Source organism: Stenotrophomonas sp. S41 (assembly GCF_016624625.1).
GTDB lineage: Bacteria > Pseudomonadota > Gammaproteobacteria > Xanthomonadales > Xanthomonadaceae > Stenotrophomonas.
Genome location: NZ_JACVTV010000113.1, coordinates 1 through 14,564, shown reverse-complemented (window position 1 = coordinate 14,564; position 14,564 = coordinate 1). Strand labels below are relative to the sequence as shown.

11 protein-coding genes and 1 pseudogene are annotated in these 14,564 nt (G+C 67.8%); 8 read left to right on the top strand and 4 right to left on the bottom strand.

Annotated elements, in window-relative coordinates:
- Positions 1-509 precede the first annotated feature (509 nt).
- The 7 genes and pseudogenes from IAE56_RS17975 (at position 510) to IAE56_RS17945 (ending at position 10,490) form a co-directional block, all read left to right on the top strand.
- A complete protein-coding gene (locus IAE56_RS17975; protein ID WP_200753462.1) occupies positions 510-1,616 on the top strand; it encodes an efflux RND transporter periplasmic adaptor subunit in 1,107 nt (368 codons plus the stop codon).
- Positions 1,613-4,738 (top strand): efflux RND transporter permease subunit, encoded by a 3,126-nt coding sequence (locus IAE56_RS17970; RefSeq protein ID WP_116862709.1) that lies wholly within the window; start codon positions 1,613-1,615, stop codon positions 4,736-4,738. The genes IAE56_RS17975 and IAE56_RS17970 overlap by 4 nt, the downstream gene beginning before the upstream one ends.
- Positions 4,731-5,222 (top strand): annotated as a pseudogene (locus tag IAE56_RS17965) (GNAT family N-acetyltransferase); the annotation flags it as partial. The gene IAE56_RS17970 and the pseudogene IAE56_RS17965, both read left to right, overlap by 8 nt.
- A 225-nt stretch (positions 5,223-5,447) precedes the next feature.
- Positions 5,448-6,956: an alanine/glycine:cation symporter family protein gene (locus IAE56_RS17960; protein ID WP_200753464.1), complete on the top strand. Its 1,509-nt coding sequence runs from the start codon at positions 5,448-5,450 to the stop codon at positions 6,954-6,956.
- A 57-nt stretch (positions 6,957-7,013) separates the two neighbouring features.
- Entirely contained in the window at positions 7,014-7,796 is a 783-nt protein-coding gene (locus IAE56_RS17955; protein ID WP_234456183.1) for a TrmH family RNA methyltransferase, read from the top strand.
- Positions 7,797-8,034: 238 nt separating this feature from the next.
- Complete coding sequence (locus tag IAE56_RS17950) at positions 8,035-9,024, top strand: hypothetical protein (RefSeq protein ID WP_200753461.1); 990 nt, start codon at positions 8,035-8,037, stop codon at positions 9,022-9,024.
- A gap of 14 nt (positions 9,025-9,038) precedes the next feature.
- Positions 9,039-10,490, top strand: a complete 1,452-nt coding sequence (locus tag IAE56_RS17945; protein ID WP_200753463.1) for an alanine/glycine:cation symporter family protein — start codon at positions 9,039-9,041, stop codon at positions 10,488-10,490.
- Positions 10,491-10,607: 117 nt separating this feature from the next.
- Here the strand turns inward: IAE56_RS17945 and IAE56_RS17940 are convergent, their stop codons facing one another.
- The 4 genes from IAE56_RS17940 to IAE56_RS17925 all read right to left on the bottom strand — a co-directional run bounded on the left by IAE56_RS17940 (position 10,608) and on the right by IAE56_RS17925 (position 13,804).
- Positions 10,608-12,029, bottom strand: a complete 1,422-nt coding sequence (locus IAE56_RS17940) for a M28 family peptidase (protein ID WP_200753460.1) — start codon at positions 12,027-12,029, stop codon at positions 10,608-10,610.
- A 240-nt stretch (positions 12,030-12,269) separates the two neighbouring features.
- Positions 12,270-12,674, bottom strand: a complete 405-nt coding sequence (gene mscL / locus IAE56_RS17935; RefSeq protein WP_079222971.1) for a large-conductance mechanosensitive channel protein MscL — start codon at positions 12,672-12,674, stop codon at positions 12,270-12,272.
- Between the two features lie 53 nt (positions 12,675-12,727).
- Entirely contained in the window at positions 12,728-13,450 is a 723-nt protein-coding gene (locus tag IAE56_RS17930; RefSeq protein WP_200753459.1) for a fumarylacetoacetate hydrolase family protein, read from the bottom strand.
- A gap of 69 nt (positions 13,451-13,519) precedes the next feature.
- Positions 13,520-13,804 (bottom strand): hypothetical protein, encoded by a 285-nt coding sequence (locus tag IAE56_RS17925; protein WP_108769809.1) that lies wholly within the window; start codon positions 13,802-13,804, stop codon positions 13,520-13,522.
- A 179-nt stretch (positions 13,805-13,983) separates the two neighbouring features.
- Here IAE56_RS17925 and IAE56_RS17920 point away from each other — a divergent pair, with 179 nt between their 5' ends.
- On the top strand, positions 13,984-14,319 hold the full coding sequence (locus IAE56_RS17920; protein WP_079222968.1) for a Rieske (2Fe-2S) protein: 336 nt from the start codon (positions 13,984-13,986) through the stop codon (positions 14,317-14,319).
- The last annotated feature ends 245 nt before the right edge of the window (positions 14,320-14,564 follow it).

Here is a 14,564-nt window from a genome sequence, read left to right as displayed (position 1 = left end):
GGATCCGACCCCGTGCCGACCAACGGTCGGCACCCACCATCAGCAGCGGGAAACTGTCGAAGGCGGGGTGGGTCCGGTTGAGGGGGTGTGAGCGCCATGGATGGCGCGACCAAGCCCCCATGGATGGGTTTACGGCGTCCCCCTCAGCCGGACCCGCCCCGCCATCCCACGGATAGCCGGCTTTTGCCGTTGAAGTTGATGTTGCCGTTGTATTGAGCAGGTGCAGGGCTGCAAGCCCTGCCAGGACAAAAAAAACAGGGCCGGACCCCGCCAGGGCCGACCCCCGCCTGGCGCCCTCTGCCAAGCAGCCTCGACTGTACGATGACAACGCACGACAAAGTGCGGCCGGATACATCCCGACATACGCCGACATTGCGCCCCCGAGCCTTGCATGGAACGGGTTCACGGCGCCACCGCAGCGCCGGTTCCACGCCGGTAAACGCTTGGCACATATCGCTTTCGCAGGCGCTTGCCTACACTCGGCGGCCATGCAACAACCAGGACCTTTCATGTTGGCTCGTATTGCTTCGACCCTGGCCCTTGGCCTCAGCCTGGCCGTCCTGGCCGGGTGCGCAGGCAAACAGGAGGCCGCCGCGCGTCGGCAGGGCGAAGCCGTGCCGGTCACCGCCCAGGTCGTGCAGCCCTCGCAGTGGAACGACACCCTGCAGGCGCTGGGCACGGCCAAGGCCCGTGAATCCATCAGCGTCACCGCCAAGGTCAGCGAGATCGTCGACCGCGTGCACTTCGAAAGCGGCCAGCAGGTCGCCGCCGGTGCGCCCATCGTGACCCTGCGCGGGCAGGCCCAGGAGGCGGCGCTGGTGCAGGCGCAGGCGACCTTCCACGAAGCCGACCAGCTGTACAAGCGGCAGCGCGAGCTGGCCACCCAGCGCCTGGTCTCCAGCGCCACCCTCGATACCCAGAAGTCGATCCGCGACGCCGCCGAAGCGCGCGTGGCGCAGATGCAGGCGGACATCGGTGACCGTCGCGTGCGTGCACCGTTCGCCGGCGTGCTCGGCATCCGCCAGGTCAGCCCGGGCACGCTGCTGACCCCGACCACGGTCATCGCCACCCTCGATGACATCGAGCGCATGCACGTCGATTTCCAGGTGCCGGAAGTGGAAATGGCCGCGCTCTCCAACGGCGACAAGGTCAGCGCGACCAGCGTCGCCTGGCCGGGCCGCACCTTCGAAGGCGAAGTGACCACCATCGATGCACGCGTCGATCCGGCCACGCGTGCGGTGACCGTGCGCGCCGACTTCGCCAACGCCGACCACGCGCTGCGCCCGGGCATGCTGCTGGACGTGCGCCTGTTCCGCCCCGAGCGCCCAGCGCTGGTGGTGCCGGAAATCGCCGTGGTGCAGGTCGGCCGCGATACCTTCATCTACCGCATCAAGGCCGACGACACCGTCGAACGCGTTGATGTGACCACCGGCGCGCGTCGTGCCGGCGTGGTCGAGATCCGTCAGGGCCTGCAGGGCGGCGAGCGCATCGTCGTCGACGGCACCGGCAAGCTGCGCGCCGGCCTGAAGGTCGCAGCCACCGACGCCGCGCCGGCCAGCGGCACCGCACCGGCCACGTCGCCGGCCGCGGCACCGGCCGAGGGCAACGGCGGATGAAACTGTCGGACATTTCCATCCAGCGGCCGGTGTTCGCCGTGGTGATGAGCCTGCTGCTGGTGGTGCTGGGCATCATGTCCTTCACCCGCCTGACCCTGCGTGAGCTGCCGGCCATCGATCCGCCCATCGTCTCGGTGTCGGTGGACTACACCGGTGCTTCGGCGGCGGTCATCGAAAGCCGCGTCACCCAGGTGCTGGAAGATGCGCTGGCCGGCATCGAGGGCATCGACACGATCAATGCGCGCAGCAGCAACGGCCGCTCGCAGGTCAGCATCGAATTCACCTCCAACCGCGATATCGAAGCGGCCGCCAACGACGTGCGTGATGCGGTCAGCCGCGTGGCCGACCGTATGCCCGAAGAGGCACGCCCGCCGGAAATCGCCAAGGTCGAGAGCGATGCCGATCCGATCATCTGGTTCAACATGTCCTCCACCACGATGGACACGCTGGAACTGAGCGACTACGCCGACCGCTACGTGGTCGACCGCTTCTCCAGCCTGGACGGCGTGGCCCAGGTCCGCATCGGTGGCCGCCAGCGCTATGCGATGCGCATCTGGCTGGACCGCGACCAGCTGGCCGCGCGCGGCCTGACCACCGGTGACGTGGAAACCGCGCTGCGCAACGAGAACGTCGAACTGCCGGCCGGCCGCATCGAATCGACCGACCGCGACTTCACCCTGCGCGTCGAGCGCAACTACGTGAAGCCCGAGGATTTCGCCACCATCCCGCTCGGCAAGGGCAGCGATGGCTACGTGGTGCGCATGGGCGACGTGGCCAAGATCGAACTGGCCTCGGCCGAACGCCGCGCGTATTTCCGCAGCAACGGTGAACCGGGCGTCGGCCTGGGCATCGTCAAGACCTCGACCGCCAACTCGCTGGACGTGGCCCGCGCCGCGCGCGCTGAAGCAGAAAAGATCGCCGCGACGCTGCCCGAAGGCACGCAGATCGTGGTCACCTTCGACAACACCACCTTCATCGAAGCGGCCGTTGATCGCGTCTACGCGACCCTGGTCGAAGCGATGCTGCTGGTGCTGGCGGTCATCTGGCTGTTCCTGGGCAGCTTCCGCGCGGCACTGATTCCCGCAGTGACCGTGCCGGTCTGCCTGGTCGCAGCCTTCATCGCGCTGTACGCCTTTGGTTTCTCGATCAACCTGCTGACCCTGCTGGCGCTGGTGCTGTGTATCGGCCTGGTGGTGGACGACGCGATCGTGGTCGTGGAAAACGTGCAGCGCCGTATCGACCTCGGCGAGCCGCCGCTGGTGGCTTCCAAGCGCGGCACCACCCAGGTCGCCTTCGCGGTCATCGCCACCACCGCCGTGCTGGTGGCCGTGTTCCTGCCGGTCGGTTTCCTGGAAGGCAACACCGGCCGCCTGTTCCGCGAACTGGCCGTGGCGCTGGCCGCAGCGGTGGCGTTGTCGGCGTTCGTCGCGCTGACGCTGACCCCGATGATGGCCTCCAAGCTGCTCAAGCCGCACACCGGGCACGCGCCGCGCGGCCTGTATGGCGTCATCAACCGCAACCTGGAACGCCTGGCGTCCGGCTACGGCCGCGTGCTCGACCACCATGTCGACCGCCTGTGGATCTACCTGGTGGTGATGGCGCTGGCGCTGGCCGCCAGCTGGGGCCTGCTGAAGATCCTGCCGTCCGAGCTGGCCCCGGCCGAAGACCGCGGTTCGTTCCAGATCATGATCGACGGCCCGGAAGGCGCCGGCTACGACTACACCGTGCAGCAGGTGCAGCAGGTCGAAGCACTGCTGGCCCCGCACGTGGGTGCCGACAAGACCATCGCCCGCGCCAACCCGCGCGTGCCCGGCGGTTTTGGCGCGAGCGAGGAAATGCACACCGGCCGCGTCAGCGTGTTCCTGCAGCCGTGGCGCCAGCGCACTGAAAACACCGTGGACGTGGCCAACGACCTGCAGAAGGAACTGGACACCCTGCGTGGCGTGCGCGTGCGGACCCAGGTCGGTGGCGGCCTGGTGCGCAGCGGCGGCCAGCCGTTCCAGATCGTGCTGGGTGGCCCGGAATATGCCGAGATCGCGCAGTGGCGTGACCGCATCCTGCTGCGCATGGCCGACAATCCCGGCCTGGTCGGCCCCGATTCGGACTACAAGGAAACCCGCCCGCAGATGCGCGTGAACATCGACCGCCAGCGTGCGGCCGACCTCGGCGTGCCGGTTACTGCGATTGGCTCTGCGCTGGAAACCATGATGGGCTCGCGCCGCGTCACCACCTTCGTCGACAACGGCGAGGAGTACGACGTGCTGGTGCAGGCCGGCCGCGATGGCCGCGCCAGCCCCGCCGACCTGGCCGCGATCCGCGTGCGCGCCAACTCCGGCGAACTGGTGCCGCTGTCCAACCTGGTCACCCTCAGCGAAGTGGCCGAGGCCGGCACCCTGAACCGCTTCAACCGCCTCCGCTCGATCACCATCAGTGCCGGCCTGGCCCCCGGCTACCCGCTGGGCGAGGCCATCGCCTGGGCGCAGCAGGTCACCCGCGAAGAGCTGCCGCAGTACGCGCAGATCAACTGGAAGGGCGAGTCGCGCGAGTTCCAGAGCGCGGGCGGCGCGGTGCTGCTGACCTTCGCCATGGCCCTGCTGGTGGTCTACCTGGTGCTGGCCGCGCAGTTCGAAAGCTTCATCCACCCGCTCACCATCATGCTGACCGTGCCGCTGGGCGTGCTCGGCGCGCTGGTCGGCCTGTGGGTGAGCGGCGGCACGGTGAACCTGTTCAGTCAGATCGGCATCGTGATGCTGGTCGGCCTGGCGGCCAAGAACGGCATCCTGATCGTCGAGTTCGCCAACCAGCTGCGCGATGACGGGCGCACCGTGCGCGCGGCCATCATCGAATCGGCCGTGGTCCGCCTGCGCCCGATCCTGATGACCTCGATCGCCACCGTGGTCGGCGCCATCCCGCTGGTGGTGGCCGGCGGCCCGGGTTCGGCCAGCCGCGGCACCATCGGCATCGTGATCATCTTCGGCGTCACCCTGTCCACGTTCCTGTCGCTGTTCGTGGTGCCGGCGTTCTACGCGCGCCTGGCGCCGTACACCCGTTCGCCGGAAGCGGTGAAGCGCGAACTGGAGAAGCAGGAAGCCGAATCGCCCTCGGTCGGCGGCCATGCCTGACCGGCGCGCCGACGGCCAGGCCGACGGGGTCGGATCCCTTTCCCAAGGGGAAAGGGCTCTGACCCCAAGCCTGCAGGGCGAAGGTTTCACCCTGCGCCCCTGGCACGCCGACGACCTCGAATCGCTGCTGCACCACGCCAACGATCCCGCCGTCTCGCGCGGTCTGCGCGACCGCTTCCCGTACCCGTACACCCGCGAGGACGGCGAGGCCTTCCTGGCCGGCCGCGTGCTCGCTCCCGGCACCCTCAACCTGGCCATCGAGATCGACGGCCACGCCTGCGGCAGCATCGGCGCGCAGCCAGGTGCGGCCGAGCGCGGGCATACCGCCGAACTGGGCTACTGGCTGGGCCAGGCGCAGTGGGGGCAGGGCGTGATGACCCGCGTCGTGGCCCTGTTCGCCCCCTGGGTGATGGACGAGCTGCGCCTGTTCAGGCTGCAGGCCGAGGTGCTGGACTTCAACGAAGGGTCGGCCCGCGTGCTGCTGGCCAATGGCTTCGCCGAAGAGGGCACGGCCCGCTGCGCCGTCTACAAGCGCGGCGTCCTGCACGACCTGCGCCGCTTCGCGCGGGTACGCACCCAGCTGCCCTGCCCGGCGGAGAGCATGCCCCGCATCTGGCGCTACCGCAGCGACCTTCGATCAGGGAGAATCGGTCCCGTCCCTTCCAGCCGACGGGACGTCCTCACAACCCGCCGACTGGAGAGAGCGCGCGTGGAAGCTACCGTACATTTCATCAACAGCATCATCTGGAGCAAGGCACTCATCGTGGTGTGCCTCGGCGCCGGCCTGTATTTCAGCCTGCGCACCCGCTTCATGCAGATCCGCGGCTTCTTCGAGATGTGCCGCCTCACCGTCAAGGGCGAGAAGTCCGACGCCGGCGTGTCTTCCTTCCAGGCCCTGGCCATGTCGATGGCCGGCCGCATGGGCATCGGCAACATCGCCGGCGTGGCCACGGCCATCGCCTTCGGTGGCCCGGGCGCCATCTTCTGGATGTGGGTGATGGGCTTCCTCGGCGCGTCCACCTCGTACGTGGAATGCACCCTGGCGCAGATCTACAAGACCAAGGACGCCGAAGGCCGCTACCGCGGTGGCCCGGCGTACTACATCGAAAAGGCCATGGGCCTGAAGTGGTACGCGCTGGCCTTCGCCATCGCCACGATCATCGCCGCCGGTTTCCTGATGCCGGGCGTGCAGGCCAATGCCATCGCTGACAGCGTCATCAACGCCTGTCGCGGCACCGCCGTGTGCGGCCCGCTGGACGGCCAGATGCTGGGCATGAGCTCGGTCGAAGCGCTGAAGCTGGGCATCGGCATCGCCGTGGCCCTGCTGCTGGGCGTGGTCATCTTCGGTGGCGTCAAGCGCATCGCCAACTTCGCCGAAGTGGTGGTGCCGTTCATGGCGGCCGCCTTCATCCTGATGGCCATCGTCATCATGATCATCAACTACGACCGCGTGCCGGAAATGTTCGGCATCATCTTCGACAGCGCGTTCGGCACCCATGCCGCGTTCGGCGCGATGATGGGCCTGGCAGTGGAGTGGGGCATCAAGCGCGGCATCTACGCCAACGAAGCCGGCCAGGGCTCGGGCCCGCACGCGGCTGCCGCGTCGGAGGTCTCGCACCCGGCCAAGCAGGGTTACGTGCAGGCGTTCGCGATCTACTTCGACACCATGATGGTGTGCACCGCCACCGCGTTCCTGATCCTGGCCAGCGGCACCTACAACGTGTATTCGCCGGTGGAAGGCGCCGCCCCTGTGTTCCAGGGCCTGGCCGGCGTGCCGGAAGGCGCCGGCTATGCGCAGGCGGGCGTGGAAGCGGTGCTGCCGGGCTGGGGCGCGGCGTTCGTCTCGATCGCCATCTTCTTCTTCGCCTTCACCACCATCATGGCCTATTACTACATGGCCGAAACCAACCTGACCTACGTCAACCACAACAAGAAGCGCCCGCTCACCGTGCTGGTGCTGCGCCTGGGCATCATCGCCATGGTCGTGTTCGGCGCATTCCATAATGCGACCCTGGCCTGGGCGCTGGGTGATATCGGCGTGGGCCTGATGGCCTGGCTGAACATCATCGCCATCCTCATCATCCAGAAGCCGGCCATGCTGGCGCTGCGTGACTACGAACGACAGAAGAAGCTGGGCCTGGATCCGACGTTTGACCCTGATGCCCTGGGCATCAAGAACGCGGACTTCTGGCGCCAGCGCAAGCAGGAGAGTGTGTAAGTGAACAACCCTTGGAACAACCGCCGTCCGTCCGCCCGTCCGCCGCGCGCAACGCCGTTGCCGCGCGCGGAGGTGCCGGCTACCGGCGGTGGCGGTGGCGGCCGCGGCGGCAACGATGAGCTGCGCCTTTTCGGCCTGAATGCCGTGCTGGCCGCCTTCGAAGCGCGCCCGCAGGCGCTGCGCAAGCTGTACCTGCTGGAGGCGCGCATTCCGCGCCTGCAGCCCTTGCTGAAGTGGTGCGTGGCCAACCGCGTGGGCTACCGCGTGGTGGAGGACGGCGATCTGAACAAGCTGGCCGGCACCACCCACCATGAAGGTGTGGTGGCGGATGTGGTGCGCGCCCCGGTGCTGCCGTTGGCGCAGTGGCTGCAGCAGGTGGGCGAAGGCCCGGCCCTGGCGCTGTGGCTGGATGGCGTGGGCAACCCGCACAACCTGGGCGCGATCCTGCGTTCGGCCGCGCACTTTGGCGCGAAGGCGCTGCTGCTGCCAGCCGGCAGCACGCTGGCCCTGTCCGGTGCCGCCGCGCGCGTGGCTGAAGGTGGCGCCGAGGCCCTGCCGCTGGTGCAGCTGCCCGATGACGCGACCGCCATGGCGCAGCTGCGTGCGGCGGGCTTCGGCCTGGCCGCGACCCTGGTCGAGGGCGGCCAGGACGTGTTCCGTGCCGAGCTGCCGGCGCGCCTGGTGTACGTGATGGGTGCCGAGAGCGAGGGCATGGACCGCGCGCTGGCCAGCCAGTGCGACCAGCAGGTCTCCATCCCCGGCAGCGGCGCGGTGGAAAGCCTCAACGTCGCCTCGGCGACGGCGGTGCTGCTGGCACAGTGGGCCAGCCGCCGCAGCTGAGTTGCCGGATCGGGGTCAGAGCCCTCGCCACAGGCGAGGGATCCGACCCCCCAGCAGTTGAGCCCCCGGACCGGGGTCAGATCCCTCGCCAAGGGCGAGGGCTCTGACCCCATGCAGTTGCTAAGCATGCTTTGCAATCCGCAACGCCTGCTGGTTATTTGAAACTTTCCTTATTGGTCCGCCATTTCCGGCGACGCAGGGTGGAACTCCATCCCTCGTTGTAACCGGAGTGGCTGTCATGTCCCACCTGCAACGCACCCTGTCCGTCTCCCTGCTGCTGGCCTGTGCAGCCAGTACCAGCGCCCGTGCTGATGCCAGCGAGCACAGCCTGGAAAACGTAAATTTCATGGGGCCGCTGATCACCCCCAATCCCGCCGGCCTGCCGCAGGGCCGCTGGTTCCTCGAACCCTACCTGGTCCGCGTCGACAGCAACGCGCACTACGATGCTGACGGCGAGCGCCAGCGCAGCGCGCAGGACAGCGGTGCATGGGCCGTGGTCATGCCGGTGATGTACGGCTTCAGCGACCGCCTGATGGGCCAGGTCAACCTCAGCGCCTCGCGCGCCGAATCCGGCAGCAGGCAAAGCGGCGGATTCCGTGCCGGTGATACCACCGCCCGCCTGCAGTACCTGCTGCAGGCGCCGAATGCCGATGGCACCCGGCCCGCGGTGTCGCTGGCGCTCACGCAGCGCTTCAGCACCGGCAGCCACGACCGCATCAGCGGCAATCCGCTGGATGCACAGGGCGATGGTGTGCAGCGCACCACCCTGGCGCTGGGCGTGCAGCAGGTGGTGTGGATGCCGAACGGACGACCACTGCGCTGGCGCGGGCAGCTGATGGCTGGGCCTGCGCCCGCGCGTACGGCACTGTCCGGCGCCAGCATCTACGGCACCGGAGCGGGCTTCCAGGGCCACATCGCGCGAGGCTCGGTGCTGGGGTTTTCGGTGGCCGGCGAGTACAGCTTCAACGACCGCTGGGTGGGGGTGATGGAAGTCGCCGCCAGCCGCGAAACCGGCCAGCGCCTGATCGGCTTCATGCCCACCGCCGACGGCAACGGACGTCATGTCAATGAACTGCGCCCGGCCAGCCGCTCGCTGACCCTGGCGCCGGCGGTCGAATACCACTTCAGCCCGTCGCTCGGCCTGATCGCCGGCGTCGAGTTCACCGTGGCCGGCCGCAACACCGGCCGCGTCGTCAGCCCCCAGGTCGCCCTGGGCGTGTTCTTCTGAGGAGCTGGCACATGATGAGCGTCGAATCGATCGTCAACGTCCTGCTGGGCATCATCTGGAGCCCGTGGTTGGTCGTGCTCTGCCTGCTGGCCGGCCTGTATTTCAGCATACGCACGCGCTTCATCCAGCTGCGCGCGCTGCCGGACATGCTGCGCCTGATGTTCCGCCACGAGCGGTCCGCCGCGGGCGTCTCACCGTTTCAGGCGTTGTCGTTGTCCCTGTCCAGCCGGGTCGGCGTCGGCAACATCGCCGGTGTCGCCATGGCCATCGCATTCGGTGGTCCGGGCGCGATTTTCTGGATGTGGATCGTCGCCTTCCTCGGTGCCTCCAGCGCCTTCATCGAATCGACGCTGGCGCAGATCTACAAGGAGCGTGATGCCAGCGGCCAGTACCGTGGCGGCCCGGCGTACTACATCGAAAAAGGGTTGGGCCAGCGCTGGTATGGGGTGCTGTTTGCGCTGGTCACCGTGCTGGCCGGGGCGATGCTGGCGGGCACGCAGTCCAATGCCATCACCAGTGCCGTGAACGAGGCCTGGGGCATCCCGGTGGCGGGCACCACGGCGGTGCTGCTGGTCATCCTGGCGGCCGTGCTGTACGGCGGCGTGCGCCGCATCGCGCGGGTGGCCGAGTGGGTGGTGCCGATCATGGCCATGGCCTATCTGCTGGTCGCGGCCGTGGTCATGGTCATCAACATGGACAAGGTCCCCGAGGTCTTCGCGCTGGTGCTGCGCAGCGCGTTCGGCGTGGACGCCGCGTTCGGCGCGATGATCGGTACCGCCATCCAATGGGGCGTGCGTCGCGGCGTGCTGTCCAACGAGGCGGGCATGGGCAGTGGCGCGCATCCGGCTGCGGCGGCGGAAGTCTCGCACCCGGTCAAGCAGGGCCTGGTGCAGTCGTTCTCGGTCTACATCGACACCATGGTGGTGTGCAGCGCAACGGCGTTCCTGATCCTGTCGACCGGGCTGTACAATGTCTACGACCCGGCGGTGAACGGTGTGCCCGACGAGGCGCGCCTGCTGCTGGCCAACCTGCCGGGTGTCGAGGCCGGTCCTCGCTTCGTGCAGCATGCGGTGGAATCGGCGCTGCCGGGCTTCGGCAAGTCGTTCGTCGCGCTGGCGATCCTGCCGTTCGCGTTCACCACGATCCTGGCGCTGTATTACATGGCCGAAACCAACGTCAGCTACCTGTGCCGCGATCGTCCCGGACGCGTGACCGTCACCGGTTTCCAGCTGCTGTTCCTCGCCGCCACCGGCTATTCGGCGGTCAACACCGCAACGGTGGCCTGGGCACTGGGCGATATCGGCGTGGGCATGATGAGCTGGTTGAACATCATCGCGATCCTGCTGCTGCAACGGCCCGCACTGGCGGCACTGCGCGATTACGAGCAGCAGAAGCGCCGGCAGCATGATCCGTTGTTCAATCCGCAGACCATCGGCGTGCGCAACACACGGGTCTGGGAGAGCTGAACGAAAGCGGGGTCAGAGCCCTCGCCCAAGGCGAGGGGTCTGACCCCGTGACTTCACCGCGACCGGGGTCGGATCCCTCGCGCATGCGAGGGCTCTGACCCCAACCACATCACCGCATCACTCGTTCGGCGGCGTGGTCGCCTTGGCTTCACTGCCGAAGGTGCCATCGGCCTCGGCCGCCAGGTAGGCGAACACGGTGTAGGCGGCCACGTTCTGCGCCAGTGCCTTCGGGTCGATCTTGTCCAGGGTGTCGTCAGCGGTGTGGTGCAGGTCGAAGTAGTCCGAGCCGTCCTGCGCCAGCCATGCCCACGCGCCGCCCTTGGCGGCCAGCGGGCCGACGTCCGGGCCCGGGCCGCCCTTGTCGGCCATGTACTCGATGCCCAGCGGCTTCATCACTTCAGCAATCTGCGCGGTGGCTTCGCGCGAACCTTCCGGGTTCGGCGAGCCGGTGTTGAACGCGTAGATGCGGCCGGCACCGAAATCGCTCTCGGCGGCCAGCTGGTGCCGCGCCACGTCCTTGGCATGGGCTTCGGCGTAGGCCTTGCCGCCGTACAGGCCCTGTTCTTCGTTGGCAAAGGCGACCACGCGGATGGTGCGCTTGGGCGCCTGCTTGAGCTGGCCGATCAGGTGGCCGGCGGCCATGGTGATGCCCACGCCCGCGCCGTCATCGATGGCGCCGGTGCCCAGGTCCCAGGAATCGAGGTGACCACCGATCACCACCACTTCCTTCGGCAGGCTGCGCCCGGTGATTTCACCGATGACGTTGTACGAAGTGGCGGTGCCATCCCAGCCGCAGTCCAGGGTCACCTTCACGGTGGTGCTGCCGCGTGCCACCAAGCGCGCCAGCTGGTCGGCATCAGGCACCGACAGCGCAGCCGACGGCACCGGGGTCAGGCCGTCGTCGTAACGGGTGATGCCGGTGTGCGGCACGCGGTGCGAATCGGTGCCGGCCGAGCGCATCAGGAAGCCGACCGCGCCCTTGCGGATCGCCTCGGACGGGCCCTTGCTGCGGATCGCGCCGCCACGGCCGTAATCACGGCCATCGCGGAACGGCAGCATCTGGTAATCGACGAAGGCGATCTTGCCCTTCAGCGAGCCTTCCGGTGCAGCCTGCAGCGCGGCGAGGTCGGCAAAGCGCACGACTTCGGCTTCGACGCTGCCGCCGGGGCTGCCGCCCAGCGCGGTGATCTGCAGCGGCTGCTGGTGCTTGCCGGTCACGGCGGCGTGTTCACTGCGGCGTTCCCACTTGGGGAAGGTCACCGGTTCCTTCCATACCTTGTCGAAACCGAGTGCCTTGAACTTGGCTTCGGCCCAGGCCACGGCGCGGGCATCGGCTTCGCCGCCGGCGATGCGCGGGCCGATCTCGGTGGTCAGCGATTCGACCACCTTCCAGCCGGTGTCATCGGCCAGTGCCTGGTCGCGCAGCTGCGCGGCCGTGGCCAGCGAGGCCGGGGGCAGGGTGGTGGTGCGCGGCGCCGCAAAGGCCGGCGCGGCCAGCAGGGCGAGGGAGGATGCGATGGCAAGGACGCGGCGACGCATGGACAGCTCCGGGAAGGGAATCAGCCTTGGAGCTTAACAGTCGTTCAGTGCCGCGCATGGGTGGGAGGTCACGGTGGCGGCGAACGCTGTTTTCCGGCCATGACCGGCAAAGCGGTAGCGCCGGGCCATGCCCGGCGGAGGTCCACGATCCGCTTCGCTCGCCGGGCATGGCCCGGCGCTACCTTGATCATCGTTCCGCCCAGTCGAGCACGGCTCGACTCTACAGATGGACGGACCGCCTTACTTCTTCAGGCTGTCGCGGATCTCGCGCAGCAGCACCACTTCTTCCTTCGGTGCGGCGGGGGCGGCGTCCTTCTTGCGCGACAGGCGGTTGATCACCTTGATCACCATGAAGATGGCGAAGGCCACGATGATGAACTGCACCAGCGTGTTGAGGAAATCACCGTAGCCGATCACCACGGCCGGAATCTCCTTGCCATCCGGTCCGATACTGGCGGCCGACAACGTCCAGGCCAGATCGGAGAAATCCACCTTGCCGATCAGCATGCCCAGCGGCGGCATGATGATCTTCTCCACCAGCGCGGTGACGATCTTGCCGAAGGCCGCGCCGATGACCACGCCGACGGCGAGGTCGATGACGTTGCCACGCATCGCGAATTCCTTGAACTCGGTGAGCATTCCCATTCTTGTTCTTCTCCTGAGGGCGAGGGTTCGGGCGCAGGTTAACGCAGCCGATGTCAGCCTGCGATGACGCCGTGGCGTTCGGCCACGTTTTCCAGTCGTGCACTGAAACGGTCGCCCGGCTTCAATGCGGCCACGCCCGACGGCGTGCCCATGAACACCAGGTCGCCGGCGCGCAGCTGCCACAGCTTGGACAGCTCATGCAGGATTTCCGGCACGTTCCAGATCATCTGGTCGAGCAGCGACTGCTGGCGCACTTCGCCGTTGACTTCCAGCGAGAGGTTCAACGCGGCCAGGTCGCCGACTTCGCCGGCGTGCACGATCTCGCTGATCGGCGCGGAGGCATCGAAGCCCTTGGCCGAATCCCACGGGTGGCCCTTTTCCTTGGCGGCGGCCTGCAGGTCGCGGCGGGTCAGGTCCAGGCCCACGGCATAGCCATAGATCAGCGCGTCGGCATCAGCCACGGCCAGTTCGCCGGCCGGCGCATCAACGCCGATGGCCACTACCAGTTCCACTTCGTGGTGCAGGTTGCTGGTCGCGGGCGGGTAGGGGATCACATCGTCGTGGCCGACCACGATGGCATCGGCCGGCTTGCAGAAGAACATCGGGCGGCCGCGGTCATCGGCGGCCGGCACCGCAGCGCCCATCTCACGCGCATGGTCGGCGAAGTTGCGGCCGACGCAGTAGATGCGGTGGACCGGGAACGTGCCACCACCGACCACCGGCACGCGCGGCACGACGGGGGCGGGGATGACATCGGAAACTACGGCAATGGACATGCGGGGGTTCCAGTAGGAAGGCCCCTGCAGTCTAGAACGGTGTGGCGCCCACGTCAGCGGGCGGCTGCATCAGCGCGACATCGGCAAAGCTGACTTGCGCACCACGCGGTATTCGCCTTCGACGACGTTGGCATCGGCCGCGCGGCGCGCGCCGACGGTCTTGCGCGAGGCCAGCAGCTTCCACGCCAGGCCGATCAGGATCATCGCCGCACCCACGAACACGCCGATGAACACCATCGCTGCCAGAATCGCCAGGCCGAGCAGGCCCACGGCAACGCGCACCAGCGGGTGGCGCGGCTTGCGCGGCGCGAACAGGGTGCGGAACTGGTTGAAGGCGGAAGCGCGAGTAAACATGGCGGCTCGATAGGGCTGGGATCAGCGAAACCAGAGTATCGGGATGCGCCACTGTCATTGAGTGAAAAACTCGTTAAATATAGCCTTTGCTTATTACGGATCAATGACTTGTATTCATGTCGCAGCCAGTCATATGAGCGGGCATGCGACAATCGTGTTTTCCGTAAGAGCCTCCCGCCATGACTGCCGCCGCTGCCCTCATCGCCCTTGATGCCCTTGCCGATGGGGCGTTTGCCGAGGTCGAAGCGGTGGTCGAAGGCGATGCCGAATCGCTGGTGCTGTACCGCGACGGCGCGCAGGTGCGGGCGTTCCTGAACATCTGTCCGCACGCCGGCCGCCGCCTGGACTGGGCACCGGGCCAGTTCCTCAAGAGCCGCGAAGGCCACCTGGTGTGCGCCGCCCACGGCGCCTCGTTCGCCCTGGACAGCGGCGACTGCATCGCCGGCCCCTGCAAGGGCGACCGCCTGCGCGCGGTGCCGGTCGACATCCGCGACGGCCAGGTCTACCTGGCCTGAGGCCAGGTCAGGGTCGGATCCGTTTTCCGCAGGAAAACGGCTCTGACCCCATCGGGGCGTCAGGGTAAGAAGAAGCATCCACGCATGGCGTGGATCTACTGGCCCCGTGGTAATGCCATTCAACACCGGGGTCAGAGCCCGTTGCGCAGCAACGGGATCCGACCCCGTGCCGACCAGCGGTCGGCACCCACCATCAGCCGCGTGAACCTGTCGAAGGCGGGGCACTGTGGGTTTGCGGGGTGTGA

Bases quoted from the DNA above. Each gene is read 5' to 3' on its own strand.
- IAE56_RS17975 (WP_200753462.1), top strand. From the start codon at position 510: ATGTTGGCTCGTATTGCTTCGACCCTGGCCCTTGGCCTCAGCCTGGCC.
- IAE56_RS17950 (WP_200753461.1), top strand. From the start codon at position 8,035: ATGTCCCACCTGCAACGCACCCTGTCCGTCTCCCTGCTGCTGGCCTGT.
- mscL (WP_079222971.1), bottom strand. From the start codon at position 12,674: ATGGGAATGCTCACCGAGTTCAAGGAATTCGCGATGCGTGGCAACGTC.
- IAE56_RS17925 (WP_108769809.1), bottom strand. From the start codon at position 13,804: ATGTTTACTCGCGCTTCCGCCTTCAACCAGTTCCGCACCCTGTTCGCG.
- IAE56_RS17940 (WP_200753460.1), bottom strand. From the start codon at position 12,029: ATGCGTCGCCGCGTCCTTGCCATCGCATCCTCCCTCGCCCTGCTGGCC.
- IAE56_RS17920 (WP_079222968.1), top strand. From the start codon at position 13,984: ATGACTGCCGCCGCTGCCCTCATCGCCCTTGATGCCCTTGCCGATGGG.
- IAE56_RS17970 (WP_116862709.1), top strand. From the start codon at position 1,613: ATGAAACTGTCGGACATTTCCATCCAGCGGCCGGTGTTCGCCGTGGTG.
- IAE56_RS17930 (WP_200753459.1), bottom strand. From the start codon at position 13,450: ATGTCCATTGCCGTAGTTTCCGATGTCATCCCCGCCCCCGTCGTGCCG.
- IAE56_RS17945 (WP_200753463.1), top strand. From the start codon at position 9,039: ATGAGCGTCGAATCGATCGTCAACGTCCTGCTGGGCATCATCTGGAGC.